The following is a 20,392-nucleotide window of genomic DNA, read 5'->3' as shown; positions in this document are numbered from 1 at the left end:
TGTGATACGATTTAGGGGCTTTGTGAGGTGTGATAAGTGGATTTAAATGACCGCTATTTGAAGATGTTTATCGAGTATTTGCAAATAGAAAAAAATAGTTCACATCATACAACGGAAAATTACGAAAAAGCGATCTTACACTTCAAGACGTTTATGAAACAGCAAGCAATCGAAGGATTCGCTGCTGTTTCTTATCTTTTGGTGAGACATTATTTGACGTGGCTTCACGAGCAGTCCTATTCCAGAAGGACGGTCGCCAAAAAAATTTCGTCTCTCCGCAGCTTTTATCGTTTTCTTAACCGGGAAAAGATTGTTGAACATAATCCGTTTGCTGCCGCATCTCTGCCCAAAAAAGGCCAGAGCATTCCCCATTTTATCTATGAGGAAGAACTGGCACAGCTTTTTCATGTCAGTGACCTGTCTGATCCGCTGGGTCAGAGAAACCAGGCCATCTTGGAGCTTCTTTACGGGACAGGTATCAGGGTGAGTGAATGCTGCAAGATACAGCTCGATGACATCGATTTTTACATAGAAACGGTGCTCATTAAAGGAAAAGGTAAAAAAGAAAGGTATGTGCCTCTGGGCAGCTATGCGATAGAAGCATTGACTCGTTATATTGAAGATGGAAGAAAACAGCTTGCAGAGAAAGCCGGCCAGCCTGTAAAAACACTATTCCTTAACTATAAAGGAGGTTCTCTTTCTGCACGTTCCGTCAGAAATGTATTAAACAGCATGATTCAGCAAACGACGTTAACCGTACATATCAGCCCTCACGTCCTGCGCCACACGTTTGCGACCCATTTATTAAACGAAGGCGCTGATCTGAGGGCCGTGCAGGAATTGCTCGGACACTCTCATCTTTCGTCTACACAGATCTATACTCATGTCACAAAAGAACATTTGAAAAAAATTTATAATAACGCTCATCCTCGTGCATAAATGAAAGTAAGGAGGGATTTTTTAATGACCCATACATTCCATGCAACGACTATTTTTGCCGTTCACCATAATGGACAGTTTGCGATGTCAGGCGATGGCCAGGTTACCTTTGGCAATGCCGTAGTCATGAAACATTCTGCCAAGAAGGTTAGAAGACTCTTCGGTGGAAAAGTACTCGCCGGATTTGCAGGTTCAGTTGCGGATGCTTTTACGCTGTATGAAAAATTCGAAGCCAAACTGGAGGAATACAGTGGCAACCTCGCACGTGCCAGTGTCGAACTCGCCAAAGAATGGCGTACCGACCAGGTGCTGAGGAAGCTTGAAGCCATGCTGATCGTCATGAACAAAGAAAGTCTCCTGCTCATTTCTGGAACCGGGGAGGTCATCGAACCGGATGATGGCATTCTTTCGATCGGATCCGGCGGCAACTATGCGCTTGCTGCGGGAAGGGCTTTGAAAAGAAATGCTCCTCATCTGTCAGCTGCCGAAATCGCAAGAGCGGCTTTGGAAATTGCCGGTGAAATCTGTGTTTATACAAACGACCAAATTATTTTGGAAGAGCTGTAGAAGGAGCGTGGGAAGAGATGAACACACATTTAACTCCAAGGCAGATTGTTGAGAAGCTTGATCAGTATATCATCGGCCAAAAAGACGCGAAAAAAGCGGTAGCTGTTGCTTTAAGGAACAGGTATCGAAGAGGATTACTTGATGAAAAGCTTAGAGACGAGATCTCTCCTAAAAACATTCTGATGATCGGGCCGACCGGTGTCGGAAAAACCGAAATTGCAAGAAGGCTGGCAAAGCTAGTGAACGCCCCTTTTATTAAAGTGGAAGCTACCAAGTTTACAGAAGTAGGTTATGTCGGCCGGGACGTTGAATCCATGGTCCGGGACCTTGTGGAGACATCGATCCGTCTTGTTAAAGAACAAAAAATGCATGATGTAAAAGATAAAGCGGAAGAGAACGCCAATAAACGGCTTGTTGAACTGTTGGTTCCTGGAAAACAAAAAGAATCATCCTATAAAAATCCGCTCGAAATGTTTTTTGGTTCTAACAACAGCAATAATGCCCAAGCTCCAAGCGACAAAGAAGATGATGCATCGATCAGCCAGCAGCGCAGGCAGATGGCCCATAAACTCGCTCTTGGAGAGCTTGAGAACCATCTTGTAACCGTTGAAGTGGAAGAACAGAATCATTCCATGATGGATATGTTTCAAGGCGCAGGACTTGACCAGCTCGGCATTAACATGCAAGATATGCTTGGAGGCATCGTCCCCAAGAAAAAGAAAAAACGCAAACTGGCGGTCTCCGAGGCCAGAAAAGTGCTCACGCAGGATGAAGCTGCCAAGCTGATCGACATGGATGAAGTCACAAGTGATGCGGTTTACAAAACCGAACAAACAGGTATTATATTTATTGATGAGATTGATAAGATTGCAGGTAAGAACCAAAACAGCGCTGATGTTTCCCGAGAAGGTGTACAGCGTGATATCCTGCCGATCGTTGAAGGATCTACCGTCATGACGAAATACGGATCCATCAAGACAGATCATATTCTGTTCATCTCAGCAGGTGCGTTTCATATGGCAAAACCCTCAGATCTCATACCTGAGCTGCAGGGCCGTTTTCCAATCAGGGTAGAACTTGAAAAGCTGTCTGTCGAGGATTTTACCCGGATCTTAATAGAGCCGGATAATGCCCTTTTAAAACAATACAAAGCGTTGCTTGCAACAGAAGGTATAAATCTTGAATTTTCTGACGAAGCTATTTCTAAGATTGCAAGTATTGCTTTCCAAGTGAATCAGGAAACCGATAATATTGGTGCAAGAAGACTTCATACCATCCTGGAACGATTGCTTGAAGATCTGTCCTTTGAAGCACCTGATGTAACAATGAATGCCATAAAGATCACACCAGAGTACGTAGAAGAAAAACTTGCGACAATCGCAAAGAATAAGGATTTAAGCCAGTATATCCTGTAGGAGGAAATGAAAAATGAATTTATTAGAAAAAACAAGAAAGCTGAATGCGATGCTGCAACAATCCGGAGGAAAGCCCGTCAATTTTAAAGAAATGGCGGAAACTCTCAGGGATGTTATCGAAGCGAATGTTTTTGTTGTCAGCAGAAGAGGAAAGCTTCTTGGAATTTCTTTGAAACAAGAAATTGAAAATGAGAGAATGAAAAAAATGCTCGAGGAACGACAATTTCCTTCCGAGTACACAAAAGGTTTGTTTAATGTTACAGAAACATCATCTAACTTGGATATTGCAAGTGAATATACGGCTTTTCCGGTCGAGAACAAAGAACTCTTCTCTTCTGGATTAACGACCATTGTTCCCATTATCGGTGGAGCAGAGCGTCTTGGGACGCTGATTCTTTCCCGCCTAACCAATTCTTTCAATGATGATGATCTGTTGCTGGCAGAATATGGAGCCACTGTTGTTGGAATGGAGATTCTGCATGAAAAAGCCGAAGAGATTGAAGAAGAAGCTAGAAATAAGGCTGTCGTTCAAATGGCGATCAGTTCACTCTCATATAGTGAACTAGAAGCAATTGAGCACATTTTCGAAGAGCTTGAAGGAAACGAAGGCTTGCTTGTCGCAAGTAAGATCGCTGACCGTGTTGGGATTACCCGCTCTGTTATCGTAAATGCTCTTCGTAAACTTGAAAGTGCAGGTGTTATCGAATCCCGTTCTCTCGGTATGAAAGGCACATACATTAAAGTGCTTAATGATAAATTTTTACTCGAATTATCAAAACTTAAAACAAGCTGAAGATCATGTCATACACAAGGAGCCCATTCTGCTAAAAAGCAGGATGGGTTTTTTGTATGGGATGAAATTGTCGAACCGTGCAAAGGTCCCAAGACATTTCAGATCCAATAAATCCTTGTGTATCAGGCTTCTAGTAATAACTTATTAGGCCTAAAGACCTGGACACAAAGTAGTTCTTTTTATCGAAAAAAGTCACTTTGGTAAAAAATACATAGACACTTTTTGGTTTTATGCCTTAAAATATGGAATATCGGTAACTTTTGGTACTCTTTTTAAAATTTAGTAGTAAAAAAGAGGGGATATAGTAATGTTTTCTAGTTCTATTTTTCAAATGCTTGAAAGAGGCTTGGATGCCACAGCGTTAAAACAAAAAACAATAACTGACAATCTGGCAAATATCAATACGCCAAACTACAAAGCAAAGAAGGTAGAGTTTCAAACTGAGCTCGATGGAAGTTTAACAGCTTACCGCACGAGCAGCAGGCATGTTCCATTCAGTACGTCTGGAGGCCGAAGCATGGCCGTGACAAGGGACAGCAGTACAATGATGAACAACAACGGGAACAATGTGGATTTAGATAAAGAGATGGCCGATCTGGCGAAGAACCAGATCTTGAACCAGGCCCTGGTTCAAAGGCTGAACGGAAAATTCAATTCACTGCAAATGGTTATTAAAGGGGGCAAGTAATTGATGGGTATGTTCGATGCATTAAACAATTCCGCTTCAGCTCTAACAGCACAGCGCCTGAAAATGGATGTGGTGTCCTCCAACATTGCAAACGCAGATTCAACGAGAGGAAAACTGGTTAATGGAAAGTGGGAGCCTTACCGGAGGAAAATGGTCGTCACAGAACCGCATGGGTCTTCATTCAGCACGATGTTTCAAACAGCCGTGGACGGCCGCTCAGGAGGTACAGGTGGAGGAGTAAAGGTTGATGGAATAGTAGATGATCAAACACCATTTAAAATGGTGTATCAGCCTGATCATCCGGATGCGGATAAGAACGGTTATGTAAAACTTCCTAATGTGGATCCTTTAAAAGAAATGGTAGATCTAGTGAGTTCTACTCGGTCTTATGAAGCCAACGTGACGGCATTGAATGCAGCTAAGGGAATGTATTTAAAAGCTTTGGAAATAGGTAGATAGAAGGAAAGGAGATACATATGAATACTATAAATGTTACATCAGCAGCAGGCCTGGTAAAGAATGCGTATTCCGCCGGAAAGCAAACTCCTGCAGATGCTCAGAAATCATTCGCGGGCATGCTGAACAACATGCTCCATAAAGTCAATGACTCCCAGACGGCATCCAACACTGCTACTGAAAATCTGGTAACCGGCAAGACTACCGATCTTCATCAAGTCATGATTGCTGCGGAGAAAGCCAGCTTAACCTTGCAAACAACATTGGAAATCAGAAATAAGGTCATAGAGGCTTATCAAGAGGTAATGCGTACACAAATATAACATTCAATAAATTTTTCGGATAGTCAGGCTGGTTTATAGGGGTAGGAAGAAAACACTTTTTTAAAATAAAAAAAGAAGAGAATTTCCTTGAGGAGATTGTTAATCGGGGGAAACGATGATTGAAAAACTGAAGAGCACTATGAACAGAATCTATGTGAATTTTAAAGAGCGCCCTAAAAAGCAAAAGATCATTTTGATCAGTTCCATCGCATTTGTTATTATAGCAGCCGCATTTCTGTTTACGTTTATAGCAAAACCGAAACTAGTCCCGTTATATTCTGACCTATCTCCCCAGGAAGCCGGTCAAATTAAAGAAAGCCTTGATTCAAAAGGAATCACGTCCGAGCTTTCTAATGGGGGCAAGGTCATCTCTGTTCCTCAAGGTGTAGTTGACCAGCTGAAAGTCGAACTTGCTTCAGAGGGCATACCGAAAAGTGGAAGCATTGATTACTCTTACTTCGGAGAGAACAAAGGGTTCGGGATGACGGACAACGAATTCAGCGTTTTAGAAAAAGAAGCAACACAGACAGAGATCGAAAAGTTGATCAAAAGCATAAATGGTGTAGAAGAAGCCAGTGTGATGATCACAACACCGGATAAGAGCATCTGGGTGAATGACCAGAAAGATACATCTTCAGCGTCAGTCGTTCTAACACTGAAGCCAGGGTATAAACTTGATCAAAGCGAAGTTAAATCACTGTACCATCTTGTTTCTAAAAGCGTTCCGAATCTGCCGGTCGAGAATATCGTGATATCCGATCAATATTCCAATACCTTTTCGCTTGACCAGACAAACTCGAATTCCGATATGACGGCATACGAAGAACAGCGCCAGATCAAGCAGGATATCGAACGTGATCTCCAAACGAGGGTGCAGCAGATGCTCGGTACGATCATGGGGCCGGATAAAGTGGTGGCCACCGTTACAGCTGATATTGATTTTACAAAAGAAAAAAGAGAAGAAAAACTCGTTGAGCCTGTCGATAAGGACAAGATGGAAGGCATAAAGCTGAGTGCTGAAAAAGTCAAAGAAACGTTCACAGGGAACGGAACGGTTCCTGGAGGGGTCGACAACACAGGCCAGAGCGATGTGCCAACCTATCAGGGCGGAGCGAACGGATCCAACGGCGATTATGAAAAAGAAGAAGACAGAATTAACTACGAGGTTAACCGGATAAAAAGACAGATCGTTAAAAGTCCTTACGAGATTAAAGATCTGGGCATTCAGGTTATGGTAGAGCCGCCTAAGCCAAACGATCCAACTTCATTGCAGCAAGGAACACTGAATGACATCCAGCAGATGCTTGGAAATATTGTCAGGACCAGCATCTCAAAAGATACAGCCGCAAACCTGTCGCAGCAGCAGGTCAACCAAAAGATATTTGTTTCAGCCAAACCGTTTAATGGCAAGCAGCGAACGGCGGCATCGGCTAACTCAGCTATTCCGGTTTGGATCTACATTGCTGGCGGAATTCTGCTGGTCGTTATCATTCTTCTCTTAATCCTTCTTCTCATGAAAAAGAAGCAAGAAGAAGAGCCGGTATCAGAAGATGTCGTCTTCGAGCAAGAGTTCTTTAATATACCAGATGTGAACATGGACCGGGAATCTGAGGGAACAGTCCGAAAAGAACAACTTGAAAAAATGGCAAAGGAAAAGCCTGAAGAGTTTGCCAAGCTGCTCCGCACGTGGCTATCCGAAGAATAGGAGGTTAGTTATGGCAAAAGCCGCCAAGGAATTGAATGGAAAAGAAAAAGCTGCCATGCTGATGATTTCTATGGGACCCGATGTGGCAGCCCAGGTATACAAGCACTTAAATGAAGATGAGATCGAGCGCCTGACGCTACATATCTCACAAATTAGAAAAGTAGATTCAGAAGTGAAAGAGAACATTATTGAACAATTTCATCAAATAGCTCTTGCACAGGATTATATTTCTCAGGGGGGTATCGGTTACGCTAAAACTGTCCTGGAAAAGGCTGTAGGCCGGTCGGAAGCGATGGATATCATCAACCGGCTTACATCCACCCTGCAAGTAAGGCCGTTTGATTTTGCAAGAAAAGCGGATCCTGGACAGATTCTTAATTTCATACAGAATGAACATCCACAGACTATTGCTTTGATCCTGTCCTATCTGGATTCATCACAGGCAGGACAGATTCTTTCAGAACTTCCTCAGGAGCTGCAGGGGGACATCGCGAGAAGGATCGCCATCATGGACCGCACCTCTCCTGAGATCATTAATGAAGTAGAGCAAATCCTCGAACGAAAACTCTCTGCTACCGTAAGCCAGGACTTCACGCAGGCTGGCGGTGTAGAATCTGTTGTGGATGTGCTGAACGGAGTAGACCGGGCGACGGAAAAAACCATTCTTGATGCGCTTGAGATTCAAGACCCGGAGCTTGCAGAAGAAATCAAGAAGAGAATGTTTGTTTTTGAAGATATTGTCATCCTTGATAACCGTGCAATACAGCGCGTAATCAGAGAAGTGCAGAACGAAGATATGCTCCTTGCACTTAAAGCAGCAAGTGAGGAAGTTAAAGAAATTTTGTTCCAAAACATGTCCCAGCGTATGGCGGAGAATTTCAAAGAAGAGATGGAATTTATGGGTCCAGTCAGGCTGCGTGATGTAGAAGAAGCACAATCCGGAATTGTCGGAATCATCCGGAAACTGGAGGATGCTGGTGAAGTTGTAATCGCAAGAGGCGGAGGAGATGACATTATTGTCTAGGATCATTAAATCTTCTTTTGCAGAGACCCAGGACTTGAATCGTACAATCGGAATCAAAAAAATAAAGCAAAAAATAATGGAACAGGAACATCTTACGCCTGAATCCAGGATGGAGATCTCCAAGCAGAAAGCGCAGAACATTTTGGAGGAAGCGGAACGAAGCTATGAAGAGATGACCTCAAGAATGGCACTGGAACGCAGGGAACATGAAGCTTTCCTGGAAAACAGCAAAAAAGAATGGAACGAACAGGTCATCATAGAGCGAGATGAAGCTAGAAAAGAAGGCTTTCATGAGGGGTTTGAGGCAGGTTTGATAGAAGGACGATCAAGTTATGAGAGTTTACTGGGTCATGCAAGGGAAACGGTAGAGCGCTCAAAGCAGGATTATCAGCAGCAAATTGAGTCTGCTGAACCCGTTATTATCGAACTGGCAGCAAAGATGGCCAGAAAACTTGTTGGTGAACTTTTGACAGACAATAAAGAAGCATGGACCGTGGTCTTAAAGGGTCTCATAAAAGAAGTCAGAGATTATCCTGAAGTGAAATTATATGTCCATCCGCACTGGTATGAAACGACACTGAACGCCAAACAGGAAATACAAAACGTTTTGATGCACACATCCGTCCTGTATATCTATCCGGATGAAAAACTCAGCGAAAACGGCTGCGTTGTCGAATTTCCGTTTGGCAGAATTGAGGGAGGCATGGACAGCCAGCTCAATGAATTGAAAGAAAAGCTGATAGAAACGATAGGTGATCAAAACGATGAACACTGATGGCCTTCTGGAAAGTATTGATCAGATCGACACCTACAAGCGCTTTGGAAAGGTTACGAGAGTGGTAGGTTTAATGATTGAATCCCGTGGCCCGAAAGCTTCAATTGGGGATATGTGTTATATCCATACGGGGAGCAGCAACCATCATAAGATCAAGGCGGAAGTCGTCGGGTTTAATGAAGAAAATGTACTTCTCATGCCGTTTACGGCACTAAAATCCATATCAGTAGGCAGCCTCGTAGAAGCGACGCGGCGCCCGGTTCAGATTAAGGCGGGCCACGCATTGATCGGACAGGTGCTTGACGGTTTAGGGAACCCATTGGACGGAAGTAAAATGCTGAAAGGATTAAGCAGTTTCCCTTCTGAGAATGACCCGCCAAACCCGATGAGACGGCCGAGGATACAGGAAAGCATCGAACTTGGGGTGCGTTCCATCGACAGTCTCCTCACGGTTGGCAAAGGCCAGCGGGTAGGTATCTTTGCTGGAAGCGGGGTCGGAAAGTCAACCTTGATGGGGATGATCGCTAGAAACTCTACTGCCGATCTCAATGTTATCGCCCTTATCGGGGAACGTGGGCGAGAGGTAATGGATTTTATCGAAAAAGATCTTGGAGAAGAGGGACTCAGAAAATCAGTGGTTGTTGTCGCCACCTCTGATCAGCCGGCGCTGATGAGGATTAAAGGTGCACTGACCGCCACGGCCATTGCGGAATACTTCAGAAGCCTTGGAAAAGATGTCATGCTGATGATGGATTCGGTCACCCGTTTTGCCATGGCACAGAGGGAAATCGGGCTTGCTGTCGGTGAACCGCCAACAACGAAAGGATACACACCATCGGTATTCGCAATGCTGCCGAAGCTTTTAGAGCGTTCCGGTACGGATGTCCAGGGATCCATAACAGCTTTTTATACAGTGCTTGTAGATGGAGATGATCTGAACGAACCCATATCTGACACTGTCAGAGGGATACTTGACGGTCACCTCGTACTGGACAGGAACCTGGCTAATAAAGGCCAGTTTCCTGCGGTAAACTTGCTGAAAAGTGTCAGCAGGGTAATGAGTGATATTGTAGACAGCGACCATCGGATAGCAGCCAGCCGGTTTCGCGAACTTCTCGCCTCCTACACGGATGCGGAGGATCTGATCACCATCGGAGCCTATAAAAGAGGATCATCAGAAAAAATAGACAAAGCCATTGAAGCTTACCCTAAAATCCTGTCTTTCTTAAAGCAGGAAGTTGATGAAAAGGCTTCATACTATGACTCGATTTATCGCTTGCTGAGTGAGTTTGGAGGAGAACAGTAACATGGCATTTCAGTTTAAGATGGAAAAAATCTTGGCTCTAAAAACGAAAGAAAAAGAAGCTGCGGAGTCTGAGTACGGCGAGAGCGTAAGAATGTTTGAGAGCTTGGCGCAATCACTCTATGATCTTCTCAGGAAAAAAGAGGAAATAGAACAGCATTCGGATGAACAGTTCAGGACGAGGCTGGTGATCAATGAGCTTCAGCAGACACAGCGTTTTCTGCTTTCTCTGACTCAAAAGATCAGCATGGTTCAATCACAGGTGCAGAAGGCCCGGGAGATCATGAATATCACACAGCAAGAACTGGTCGAAAAAACCATCGAAGTAAAGAAATATGAAAAGCTGAAGGAAAAACAACATGCTGATTACCAGCGGTTCGTGACTGGAATAGAAAATCAGCAAAATGATGAGTTTTCCATTCTGCGCTACATTAACCAATGAAATTAGGTGAACTCGTTGGAAAGAAAAGAAAAGACAAACCGGTTCTCCTGGATCCTGCTCGTCATCGTAGTGCCCGCGATATTTGTTATCGTCATCCTGGCACTGATCCTTTTGTTCATGGGTGTGAATATCGGTGATAAAGCGAAAGAGATCGGAAGCGGCATCCCTGTTGTGTCATCCCTCATCGATAAAGGTGACAGCTCCGTAAATCCAGCTGATCAGAACGCACAATCGGAGGCGTACTGGAAAAAGAAGGTGAGAGACCGCGACCGAATGATCAAGCTTCTGCAGCGTGATGTTGATAAGAAAGAAACCGAGGCAGAGGGCCTGAAATCAGATCTTGCTGCCGCACAAAAGCAATCGGAATCAGGAATTGCACAAAGTTCAAGCGAGACACAGAACTCAAGCAATACAGGGGCAGGTTCCTCACAGCAGAATCCGGATAAAAAGAAAATAGCGGCATGGTATAACACGATGTCACCAAAAAATTCAGCCGATATCCTCTCTAAAATGAAAAGTAAAGATGCAGTGGAAATCTTGCAGATGCTTGATGACGAAGTGACAGGAAGCATTCTTGCGAAAATGGACCCTTCCAAGGCTGCTGAACTTACTCTCATGCTGAAAACAAAGTAATTAGAGGAGGTGATTCAACGTGAATTTACCCATTGCTTTACTAGGAAATCGATCTGTTATACAGCAGTCTGGTTCTCAACAACCTGAAAAAAAGATGGAGGCTTCTCTGTTTTCTATAAGTCTTGCACAGTCAGAAAGCGCGCTGCAAGCTTTAGCATCAGCTGTTCCGCATAAGCAGGAGAATGTATCGTTAGAAAGTTTGCTTAAAACTATTCTTCATGCACTGGACAAAGAGGATCAGCCTCTTCAGAAAGGGGACTTGGTTTTACCGGACGTACAGGCTTTATTAGCGAAGCTGCCTTCGGACCTCGTACATCAGATCGAACAGCTCTTCCAAAGCGGAACGAGTGTTGCAGAAATGATAAAAAGTGAATCTCCGCCTGCAGTAAAAGCTATCACGGTACTGATTCATCAGTTCAGCAAAGAAACACAGAATACAGATCCAATCAAGACGAGTGACCCTGTTAAATTTGAAATACCTGAAATTAAAAAAAGCATTGAGCATCTGTTCCCGATTTTACGAGACCAAAAGGAAGTAAAGTCAGCAAAAGCTATTTTAATAGGGCTCATAGAACAACTGCATAAACAGGAGACGAAAAACAGTGGCAAACCATTTAAGGCGCTGGATCCTCAAACCTTTTTCGATAAAATGGAACGTGCTGTTCTGAAAAAAGAACTGCCGGTTATGCCGTTTCAATGGAATAGTACTGCAACTAAACAAACCGACCGACCGGTTTTCTCAGCTGCTCAGACCCCTGCTTATATGCCGCCTATGGAACAATTTGTTCTGCATGCGCCGAGATCAGGAAACAGTGAGGCAGCTCAGCAGCAATTTGTAAAAGAGTTTCAAAACATTATTTTGTCAGGGAAGTTTGCGGCTTCTTCAAACGGTATGGCAAAGCTGAACATCAGGCTGACTCCGGAGCATTTAGGCACATTGAACATTGAGCTCATCTCAAAGAATGGTGAGCTTTCAGCCAGAATTCTTACGAGCAGCGTCGGTGCAAAAGAAATGATGGAATCCCAAATTCATGTATTAAAGAACGCGTTGCATGGAAACAGCATTCAGCTGGACCGGATCGTTGTCCTGGAACAGCCGCAGGAACAAAAATTTCAGCAGCAGGATACGAATCCGCAGCCTCATCAGCAGCATCAACATCAGCAACAGCCGCAGGATGACGGTGTACAGGATGAACTGTTCAGTGACCTGTTGGATGAATTAGAGAGCGGGGAATAAAAGATGGCATCATCAATCAGCAATGATCTTTACCTGTCAAACCTTCAAAAAAAAGAGCGCCAAACGGGTTCGAACATTTTGGGAAAAGACGATTTCATGAAAATATTGATGACGCAGCTGCAGAATCAGGATCCTTCGAGCCCTATGGAAGATAAAGAGTTTATCTCGCAGATGGCGACCTTTTCTTCTCTGGAGCAGATGACCAATATGAGCAGCAGCTTCGATAAATTTATCGCTCAGCAGTATGACAATCTTTTCATCCAGCAGAGCAGTTTAATCGGTAAGAACATTACGTATCTGCAAGAAACACAGGATGAGCCAGGGGCGGTAAAAACAGAATCAAAAGAAAGTAAGGTAAAAGCCGTCTTGTTTGAAAACGGAGAAGCTAAATTCCAGCTGGCCGACGGAAACGTAATCGGAAGTAATTCGATCACCAAAGTCTCGAATGAAGATGTACAGGCAAATAAATAAAGGCAATCCGTTAATTAAGGGGAGGAACAAATAATGCTACGTTCAATGTATTCAGGAATCAGCGGAATGAAAAACTTTCAAACCAAACTAGATGTGATCGGCAACAATATTGCCAACGTTAATACCTATGGCTTCAAAAAAGGCCGGACGACGTTCAAAGATCTTGTAAGCCAGCAGATTTCCGGTGCAGGTGCTCCGGGGACTAATATAGGTGGCACCAATCCAAAACAAATAGGATTGGGTTCGCAAATGGCAGCGATTGATACTATTGATACTCAAGGAAGCTTACAAACAACAGGTCGAGCTTTAGACCTCGGAATATCTGGAGATGGGTATTTTGTGGTAGTAAATGGAAATGGAGATAAATTTTTAACAAGAGCGGGAAATTTTTATCTTGATGCAAATGGAAGCATAGTAAACTCAGATGGATTTAAACTTCTCGACTCCGCGGGTACAGCTCTAAAAATTCCTACTGATGCTAGCAGTTTTAGTATTGGAGCAGATGGTTCTATAACAGTAGTTGGAGGAGCGGGTACTAATAATCCGACTAATCCAATTGCGCTTGCAAAGATACCAAACCCAGCAGGATTAGAAAAAGCTGGATCTAACTTATATCGAGTTACAAAAAACTCTGGTAATGACACTGTTGCATTAAGTAAGCCTGGTGATTCGACAAAAGGTGTTGGGTCATTAGTATCTGGTGCTCTTGAAATGTCGAACGTTGATTTGTCAGAAGAGTTCACGGAGATGATTGTCGCTCAAAGGGGATTCCAGGCAAATACAAAGATTATTACAACATCCGATGAGATCTTACAGGAGCTAGTCAATCTCAAACGATAAGCTGGGAGGGAGGATGGAGTAAGATAACCTCTTACTTATATCCCATAATATGATTATGTTAACTAAATTAAACGGAGAGACATTTACTTTAAACGCTGTCTTTATTGAACAAGTCCAGTCTTTTCCTGATACGACCATTACACTGACTTCTGGAAAAAAGTTTGTGGTGAAAGAATCAGAAACTGAGGTTGCAGAAAAAGCTGTCTCCTTTTACCGGAAGATTTCTCCGTTTCACCTTCAGGGGTTGAAGAAGGAGGATTTGTAAATGGAACAAGAAGTTAAAAAGTCTAAGGGCAAACCAATTCTTATCGCCATGCTGGCCGCTTTGGTCATCATGGGGGGGATCGGCTATTATGTTTTCTTCCAGATGCCATCAAAAACCGCAGCGGTTGCCGAACCTTCAGCTGAAGAATTGGATAAGGTAACAGTTGAGACGGAAGAGATCACGACGAATCTGGCTGACCAATCTTTCATTAAGATTAAGTTCAGAATTCAGGCTGACACTGAAGATGCAAAAGCTGAGCTGGAAAAAAGGCTGTTCCAAGTAAACAACATTATTATCTATGAATTGTCTGGAATGAAAGCCGGTGACCTGCAAGGCCAAAAAGGGATCAACCATCTTGAGGGGACCTTGAAAGGCAAGGTTAGTAAACTGATGCAGGAAGGCAAGATTAAAAGAGTTTACACGATTGAAAAGATTATTCAATAGAAAAAAATTCATCATAGAAAAGGGGTGAGGCTGTTGGCGGAAGTACTTTCCCAGAATGAGATTGATGCGCTGCTTTCTGCAATTTCCACAGGTGAAATGGATGCGGAAGAGCTGAAGAGAGAAGAGAAAGAACAAAAAGTCAGAACGTATGATTTTAAACGGGCACTGCGTTTTTCAAAAGATCAGATTAGAAGCATCACGAGGGTGCATGAAAACTTTGCCCGGCTGCTGACGACATATTTCTCAGCTCAGCTCAGAACCTATGTGCAAATATCAGTGGCGTCAGTCGATCAGCTGCCTTATGAAGAATTTATACGCTCCATTCCGCGGATGACAATTTTAAATATTTTTGAAGCCCATCCGCTTGAGGGCAGGCTGCTCGTTGAGGTCAACCCCAACATCGCTTATTCGATGCTAGACAGACTGATGGGCGGCTACGGGGCAAGCATGAACAAGGTAGACAGCCTGACAGAAATAGAAACGAAGATCATCTCTCAGCTTTTTGAACGTGCACTGGCGAATTACAAGGAAGCCTGGAACAATGTGATGGAAATCGATCCCGTTGTACTGGATTTTGAAGTGAATCCTCAGTTCCTGCAGATGGTCTCGCCTAATGAAACAGTGGTTGTTATCTCGTTGACAACAACGATCGGAGAAACGAGCGGGATGATGAACGTCTGTCTTCCTCATGTGGTATTGGAGCCGATCATACCGAAGCTTTCTGTTCATTACTGGATGCAGAACAATCAAAAAGCCAGCATGCCGGAAGAGGCTGCACTGATCGAACAGAAAATCAGGCAGACACCGCTGCCGATGGTAGTAGAACTTGGTTCTGCAAATATGAAGGTGGAGGAGTTTTTACAGCTTGACTCAGGTGACATCATCCAGCTAAACAAAGGAATCCATGAACCATTGGACGTTTTTGTGGAAAACAACAAGAAATTCTTAGCCCAGCCCGGTAAATCGAAAAACCGGATGGCTGTGCAGATCATAGAGCAATTAGAGGGGGAAGAGTGACATGGTAGGCGGAAATATGCTCTCGCAAGATGAAATTGATGCATTGCTGAACGGAGGAGACTCTTCTTCAGAAGACGATGTCTCGATTGAAGATTACCTGAGTCCAATGGAACAGGATGCACTAGGAGAGATCGGAAATATATCTTTTGGCAGTGCCTCAACAGCGCTTTCAACCTTGCTGAACCAGAAAGTGCAGATTACAACTCCGGCTGTTTCGATGGTAACGAAAGAAAAATTAAAGGATGAATTCCCGATTCCCCACGTGGCAGTACAGGTGGAATATGTGGAAGGCATTCAGGGAGCAAACCTCCTTGTGATCAAGACTTCTGATGCTCAGATCATCGCAGACCTCATGCTTGGAGGAGACGGAACAAATCCTTCACCTGACTTTGGGGAACTGCAGCTCAGTGCGGTGGGTGAAGCGATGAATCAGATGATGGGATCAGCTTCCACGTCGCTTTCTACGATTTTTAATAAGCGGGTGGATATTTCACCGCCTACAATTGACTTTTTAGACATCGATTCCCCGGCCCCTGTCATTTCGAATGAAGACATCCTTATAAAAGTTTCGTTCCGCCTGAAAGTAGGTGGCCTCATCGACTCGAATATTATGCAGCTCGTACATACAGATTTTGCACAAAATCTAGTAAAAGAGCTCATGAATCCTGAGCCGATGGCAGCTGGTCCGTCTGATATTCCGGAGAGTGTTCCGGTGGCGCATCCAGTAATGGAAGAGCAAGTTTCCATCCATAATCAGCAGCCTGTGGCCAACGAAGTTCCAAGAGCAGAGCAGGCTGTTGAACCAGCACCTCAGCAAAGAACCGTTTCAGTACAGCCGGCCATCTTTTCTGACTTTGAAGAAAGCGGCAGCACGTTCACAGAAACGAAAAACCTTGATATGCTGCTGGATATCCCGCTTCAGGTAACAGTCGAGCTGGGAAGAACGAAGAAAAGCATAAAGGATATTCTGGAATTATCACCAGGTTCTATTCTTGAATTGGACAAGCTTGCAGGAGAACCGGTTGATATTCTTGTGAATCAGAAGCTGATCGCCAAGGGTGAAGTGGTCGTCATTGATGAAAACTTCGGGGTGAGAGTCACCGAAATCGTAAGCAGAAGAGACAGACTTCAAAATTTAAGATAATAACAAGGAGGCAAAATAATGGCTAAACGTATTTTAGTAGTAGATGACGCAGCGTTTATGCGAATGATGGTAAAGGACATTCTTGTCAAGAACGGTTTTGAGGTTTGCGGAGAGGCTGGAGACGGGCTGCAGGCGGTTGAAAGGTTTAAAGAACTGGCTCCTGACCTTGTTACTCTTGACATCACAATGCCTGAGATGGACGGCATCACAGCCTTAAAAGAAATTAAGAAGATCAATCCGAACGCGAAAGTGATTATGTGCTCAGCCATGGGACAGCAAGCGATGGTCATCGATGCAATCCAAGCTGGGGCAAAAGATTTTATCGTCAAACCGTTTCAGGCTGACAGGGTTATTGAAGCGATCAATAAAACATTAAGTTAACATCAGGTGGTGCAGCAATTGAGCAAGTTTATAAGGTGCACGACAATCGTACTTTTCTCCTTTCTGCTCCTTTTTAACGGATATCAAGCTGTTTCTGCAGAAGAAGGAGGAAGTTCCCGAGCCTCTTCTGCAGAATGCAAGACCGTTTATGAATGTCTGGATAAGAAGGCAGAAAAAAGCGAAAGCGGTAAGAAGCAGGAAAATGTTCAGGAACAGTCTTCCCTTACGAGCGGAGGAAGCAGTTTTCTCACGTTTGTTAAGGTTATTATCGCCCTGGGATTTGTACTGTTTCTATTGATTTATTTACTGAAATTTATTCAGCGCAGAACGAAGAACTTTCAAGAAGGAAAGGCTCTGCAGTCTGTTGCCGGTATCGGTGTCGGTGCCAACCGATCCATACAGGCTGTCAAAGTCGGCTCAAGTGTCCTTATTGTCGGGATCGGTGAATCGGTCACTCTTTTGAAGGAAGTAACCGACGAGGAGGAAGTTGAGAAACTGCTAAGGCAGGATCCGGCAGAAACGCCGAAACTGCCGATGAGGGCGGGAGAAGTGTGGAACAGCCTTAAGAAAAAAAGACAGTCGGCTTCACCTTCTGCTGATTTTTCCAGTGTCATGAAAGCGCAGCTTGAAGAAATGACAACCGAGAGGAAATCAGTGTTAAAAATGCTTGGCAAGAAAGGAAAAGCGGATGAGTGATCTACTGCCAGGACTCAACCTGGATCTATTAAACAATCATAGCTCTGGCGGCATGGAAACCACGATACAGTTATTGCTTCTGCTGACGGTTTTATCACTGGCACCCAGCATCTTAATTCTCATGACGTGTTTTACTAGAATCGTAATCGTTCTGTCTTTTGTAAGAACGTCACTGGCGACCCAGCAGATGCCTCCCAACCAGGTACTTGTCGGCATCGCACTCTTCCTGACATTTTTCATCATGGCCCCCACCTTTCAGGAGATCAACCATGATGCGATCGGCCCGCTCATAAAAGGAAAGATTACACAGGAGGAAGCCTTTGATAAAGGGACTCTGCCTTTAAAGGAATTCATGACAAAGCATACGAGGGAAAAGGATCTCCAGCTTTTCTTGAATTACTCCGGTGCGAAGAAGCCAGAAAAAATAAAGGATATATCGTTATTGGCCCTCGTCCCTGCCTATGCGATCAGTGAATTGAAATCGGCCTTCCAGATGGGATTCATGATCTTTGTTCCATTTCTTGTTATCGATATGGTAGTGGCAAGTGTTCTGATGGCGATGGGTATGATGATGCTTCCGCCGGTCATGATCTCGCTCCCTTTTAAAATCCTGCTGTTTATTCTCGTTGACGGCTGGTACTTGATTGTGAAATCTCTATTATTAAGCTATTAAACAAGTAGGTGTATCGTATGAATTCAGAATTTGTTATATCCATTGCTGAAAAAGGAGTCTACACGACACTCCTGTTATGCGGTCCGCTCCTCGTAATCGCCCTGGTTGTCGGTCTCATCGTCAGTATCTTTCAGGCGACCACCCAGATTCAGGAGCAGACACTGGCTTTTATCCCTAAAATAGCAGCGGTGCTGATCGCACTCATATTTTTCGGGCCGTGGATGCTTTCTCAAATGGTAACGTTCACGTATGAAATATTTAATAATTTAAATCACTTTGTAGGTTTGTAACAGCATGGATTTTTTGAATTCGTTCCCTGCTTTTCTATTAATCTTAGTCAGAGTCGGTTCCTTTTTTGCAACCGTACCGATTTTCTCTTATAGAAACATACCGAACGTACATAAGGCAGGGCTGGCTGTTTTCCTTTCCTGGATCATGCTTTACGCCCTTGGATCCCCTGAAGTTTCAGTTAACAGCGACTTCATCGTCCTGCTTTTTAAGGAAGCGCTTGTCGGCCTGTCGCTTGGTCTGATTGCCTCCATCCTGCTCTTTTCGATTCAGGTTGCAGGGGGATTCATCGATCTGCAGATGGGGTTCGCCATCGCCGGGGTGTTTGATCCGCAAACAGGAGTTCAGACACCGCTGATTGGTAAATTTTTATACAATCTGGCCATCTTGTTTCTATTTGCACTGAACGGCCATCACATGCTGATCGACGGATTATTTTACAGCTATTCTTTTGTACCTCTCACTGACATGCATTTTGGATGGGGAGATGGAGAAGTTGCAAGGCACGCAGTCTCCGTGTTTTCTGCCATGTTTGTTATCGCATTTCAGATGGCGCTCCCGATTGTAGGCTCGTTGTTTCTCGTCGATCTCGCTTTAGGAGTAGTTGCGCGGACTGTTCCTCAGGTCAATATTTTTGCAGTTGGCCTTCCGATAAAAATTATTGCAGCATTCTGCATCTTGTTCGTCATCATGCCGGCGTTTTTTATGAGCGTACAGTACTTGAGTGATGAGATGTCACAGGCCATGAGGAAGCTGCTCATGTTGCTTCAGGAGTGATACCCATGCCATTACACATTGATTTGCAGTACTTTTCAGGCGAGAAAACCGAAAAAGCCACACCAAAGAAAAAAGAAGAAAGCAAGAAAAAAGGACAGGTTGCCAAAAGCGCGGACGTGAACACTGCGGTTACCTTATTCGCCGCTTTTTTAATGCTTTGGTTCACCGGCAAGACGGCCGCCGGGAAACTGCTTCACCTCGTGAACTATTCGCTGCAGAACGGTTTGTCGCTCGAGCCGACAGAAGAAAATGTTCAAATGCTGTTTGTCCATCTCGTCGAGGAGTCAGCAGGCATCGTTCTTCCTGTATTGCTGACTGTTCTAGCCGCTGGTGTTTTTGCGAGTTTTATCCAGACCGGATTTTTGTTCTCGGCAGAAGCTGTCCAGATGAAGCTTGAAAGGCTCAATCCGCTGCAAGGGTTTAAAAAAATCTATTCCATGAGAGCAGTGGTCGAACTAATTAAATCCATATTGAAGATTTCCATTATCGGAACAGTTACCTTTCTGGTGATCTGGAATAAAAAAGACCAGCTGATGAAATTATCGCAGGTCAGCCTGGAATCTGCACTTGGCATCTTTGGCGGTTTGGCTTTTCAAATGGGGTTTTATGCTTCTCTCGTTCTTCTCTTTCTTTCTTTGCTTGATTTTATGTACCAGAAATTTGATTTTGAGAAGAGCATCCGGATGTCCAAGCAGGACATCAAGGATGAATACAAAAAATCAGAGGGTGACCCGAAAATCAAGTCAAAGATTAAAGAGAAACAGAGACAGATGGCCATGAGAAGGATGATGCAGGAAGTGCCAAAAGCCGATGTGATCATCACCAATCCTACCCACTATGCAATCGCATTAAAATATGACGATCAGAGAATGGAAGCTCCTGTCGTCGTAGCTAAAGGAGTAGATTTGATCGCGCAAAAAATAAAAAAAATAGGCGCGGAGAACCGGGTGGCTTTAGTCGAGAACAGGCCGCTCGCCAGAACCCTCTACAGCCGGGCTGAAATCGGTGATGTTATACCTGAAGATCTGTTTAAGGCAGTCGCTGAAATATTGGCTTATGTCTACCATTTAAAGAAATAAGTGCAGCAAATGTAAGG

General features: G+C 44.0%; 26 protein-coding genes. All 26 read left to right on the top strand.

Features of this window, described 5'->3' with window-relative positions:
* Positions 1-63: 63 nt before the first annotated feature.
* The 26 genes from xerC (at position 64) to flhB (ending at position 20,375) form a co-directional block, all read left to right on the top strand.
* The gene (gene xerC, locus OKX00_RS13330; protein ID WP_156418852.1) at positions 64-939 is read left to right on the top strand and encodes a tyrosine recombinase XerC; all 876 of its coding nucleotides are present in this window, start codon (positions 64-66) and stop codon (positions 937-939) included.
* A 24-nt stretch (positions 940-963) separates the two neighbouring features.
* Positions 964-1,506, top strand: a complete 543-nt coding sequence (gene hslV / locus OKX00_RS13325; protein WP_062231737.1) for an ATP-dependent protease subunit HslV — start codon at positions 964-966, stop codon at positions 1,504-1,506.
* Positions 1,507-1,523: 17 nt separating this feature from the next.
* Positions 1,524-2,921, top strand: a complete 1,398-nt coding sequence (gene hslU, locus OKX00_RS13320) for an ATP-dependent protease ATPase subunit HslU (RefSeq protein WP_053354501.1) — start codon at positions 1,524-1,526, stop codon at positions 2,919-2,921.
* A gap of 13 nt (positions 2,922-2,934) precedes the next feature.
* On the top strand, positions 2,935-3,714 hold the full coding sequence (codY, locus tag OKX00_RS13315; protein WP_265407678.1) for a GTP-sensing pleiotropic transcriptional regulator CodY: 780 nt from the start codon (positions 2,935-2,937) through the stop codon (positions 3,712-3,714).
* A 301-nt stretch (positions 3,715-4,015) separates the two neighbouring features.
* Positions 4,016-4,402: a flagellar basal body rod protein FlgB gene (flgB, locus tag OKX00_RS13310; RefSeq protein ID WP_265410541.1), complete on the top strand. Its 387-nt coding sequence runs from the start codon at positions 4,016-4,018 to the stop codon at positions 4,400-4,402.
* A 3-nt stretch (positions 4,403-4,405) separates the two neighbouring features.
* Positions 4,406-4,861: a flagellar basal body rod protein FlgC gene (flgC, locus tag OKX00_RS13305; protein WP_265410540.1), complete on the top strand. Its 456-nt coding sequence runs from the start codon at positions 4,406-4,408 to the stop codon at positions 4,859-4,861.
* A gap of 17 nt (positions 4,862-4,878) precedes the next feature.
* The gene (gene fliE, locus OKX00_RS13300) at positions 4,879-5,181 is read left to right on the top strand and encodes a flagellar hook-basal body complex protein FliE (protein WP_062231741.1); all 303 of its coding nucleotides are present in this window, start codon (positions 4,879-4,881) and stop codon (positions 5,179-5,181) included.
* Between the two features lie 115 nt (positions 5,182-5,296).
* A complete protein-coding gene (fliF, locus tag OKX00_RS13295; RefSeq protein ID WP_265407677.1) occupies positions 5,297-6,886 on the top strand; it encodes a flagellar basal-body MS-ring/collar protein FliF in 1,590 nt (529 codons plus the stop codon).
* A 10-nt stretch (positions 6,887-6,896) separates the two neighbouring features.
* Positions 6,897-7,910: a flagellar motor switch protein FliG gene (fliG, locus tag OKX00_RS13290; RefSeq protein WP_248252579.1), complete on the top strand. Its 1,014-nt coding sequence runs from the start codon at positions 6,897-6,899 to the stop codon at positions 7,908-7,910.
* Positions 7,903-8,685, top strand: a complete 783-nt coding sequence (fliH, locus tag OKX00_RS13285; RefSeq protein ID WP_265407676.1) for a flagellar assembly protein FliH — start codon at positions 7,903-7,905, stop codon at positions 8,683-8,685. The genes fliG and fliH overlap by 8 nt, the downstream gene beginning before the upstream one ends.
* Positions 8,675-9,991 (top strand): flagellar protein export ATPase FliI, encoded by a 1,317-nt coding sequence (gene fliI, locus OKX00_RS13280; RefSeq protein ID WP_265407675.1) that lies wholly within the window; start codon positions 8,675-8,677, stop codon positions 9,989-9,991. The genes fliH and fliI overlap by 11 nt, the downstream gene beginning before the upstream one ends.
* Position 9,992: 1 nt before the next feature.
* A complete protein-coding gene (fliJ, locus tag OKX00_RS13275; RefSeq protein ID WP_265407674.1) occupies positions 9,993-10,430 on the top strand; it encodes a flagellar export protein FliJ in 438 nt (145 codons plus the stop codon).
* A 15-nt stretch (positions 10,431-10,445) separates the two neighbouring features.
* Complete coding sequence (locus OKX00_RS13270) at positions 10,446-11,063, top strand: MotE family protein (RefSeq protein ID WP_265407673.1); 618 nt, start codon at positions 10,446-10,448, stop codon at positions 11,061-11,063.
* 19 nt (positions 11,064-11,082) lie between these two features.
* On the top strand, positions 11,083-12,300 hold the full coding sequence (locus OKX00_RS13265; RefSeq protein WP_265407672.1) for a flagellar hook-length control protein FliK: 1,218 nt from the start codon (positions 11,083-11,085) through the stop codon (positions 12,298-12,300).
* 3 nt (positions 12,301-12,303) lie between these two features.
* Complete coding sequence (flgD, locus tag OKX00_RS13260) at positions 12,304-12,771, top strand: flagellar hook assembly protein FlgD (protein WP_265407671.1); 468 nt, start codon at positions 12,304-12,306, stop codon at positions 12,769-12,771.
* A 33-nt stretch (positions 12,772-12,804) separates the two neighbouring features.
* Positions 12,805-13,611 (top strand): flagellar basal body rod protein FlgG, encoded by an 807-nt coding sequence (gene flgG, locus OKX00_RS13255; RefSeq protein ID WP_265407670.1) that lies wholly within the window; start codon positions 12,805-12,807, stop codon positions 13,609-13,611.
* A gap of 49 nt (positions 13,612-13,660) precedes the next feature.
* Positions 13,661-13,876 (top strand): flagellar FlbD family protein, encoded by a 216-nt coding sequence (locus tag OKX00_RS13250; RefSeq protein ID WP_062231759.1) that lies wholly within the window; start codon positions 13,661-13,663, stop codon positions 13,874-13,876.
* A complete protein-coding gene (gene fliL / locus OKX00_RS13245; protein WP_265407669.1) occupies positions 13,877-14,320 on the top strand; it encodes a flagellar basal body-associated protein FliL in 444 nt (147 codons plus the stop codon). It begins immediately after the preceding gene.
* Between the two features lie 30 nt (positions 14,321-14,350).
* Positions 14,351-15,337: a flagellar motor switch protein FliM gene (gene fliM, locus OKX00_RS13240; RefSeq protein ID WP_265410539.1), complete on the top strand. Its 987-nt coding sequence runs from the start codon at positions 14,351-14,353 to the stop codon at positions 15,335-15,337.
* 1 nt (position 15,338) lies between these two features.
* On the top strand, positions 15,339-16,481 hold the full coding sequence (gene fliY, locus OKX00_RS13235) for a flagellar motor switch phosphatase FliY (protein ID WP_265407668.1): 1,143 nt from the start codon (positions 15,339-15,341) through the stop codon (positions 16,479-16,481).
* 18 nt (positions 16,482-16,499) lie between these two features.
* Positions 16,500-16,862, top strand: coding sequence for a response regulator (locus OKX00_RS13230; RefSeq protein WP_053354484.1), 363 nt, complete (start codon positions 16,500-16,502; stop codon positions 16,860-16,862).
* 18 nt (positions 16,863-16,880) lie between these two features.
* Complete coding sequence (locus OKX00_RS13225; RefSeq protein WP_265407667.1) at positions 16,881-17,558, top strand: flagellar biosynthetic protein FliO; 678 nt, start codon at positions 16,881-16,883, stop codon at positions 17,556-17,558.
* Between the two features lie 52 nt (positions 17,559-17,610).
* Positions 17,611-18,231 (top strand): flagellar type III secretion system pore protein FliP, encoded by a 621-nt coding sequence (fliP, locus tag OKX00_RS13220; protein ID WP_231689253.1) that lies wholly within the window; start codon positions 17,611-17,613, stop codon positions 18,229-18,231.
* Between the two features lie 17 nt (positions 18,232-18,248).
* Entirely contained in the window at positions 18,249-18,521 is a 273-nt protein-coding gene (gene fliQ, locus OKX00_RS13215; protein ID WP_053354481.1) for a flagellar biosynthesis protein FliQ, read from the top strand.
* Between the two features lie 4 nt (positions 18,522-18,525).
* Positions 18,526-19,296: a flagellar biosynthetic protein FliR gene (fliR, locus tag OKX00_RS13210; protein ID WP_265407666.1), complete on the top strand. Its 771-nt coding sequence runs from the start codon at positions 18,526-18,528 to the stop codon at positions 19,294-19,296.
* A gap of 5 nt (positions 19,297-19,301) precedes the next feature.
* Complete coding sequence (gene flhB / locus OKX00_RS13205) at positions 19,302-20,375, top strand: flagellar biosynthesis protein FlhB (RefSeq protein ID WP_175501852.1); 1,074 nt, start codon at positions 19,302-19,304, stop codon at positions 20,373-20,375.
* Positions 20,376-20,392: the final 17 nt, after the last annotated feature.

The sequence above is a fragment of the Fictibacillus sp. KU28468 genome (genome assembly GCF_026153615.1).
Lineage (GTDB): Bacteria > Bacillota > Bacilli > Bacillales > Fictibacillaceae > Fictibacillus_C > Fictibacillus_C marinisediminis.
Note: the sequence above shows the minus strand (reverse complement) of the source record. Positions and strands in the feature narration are given on the sequence as shown.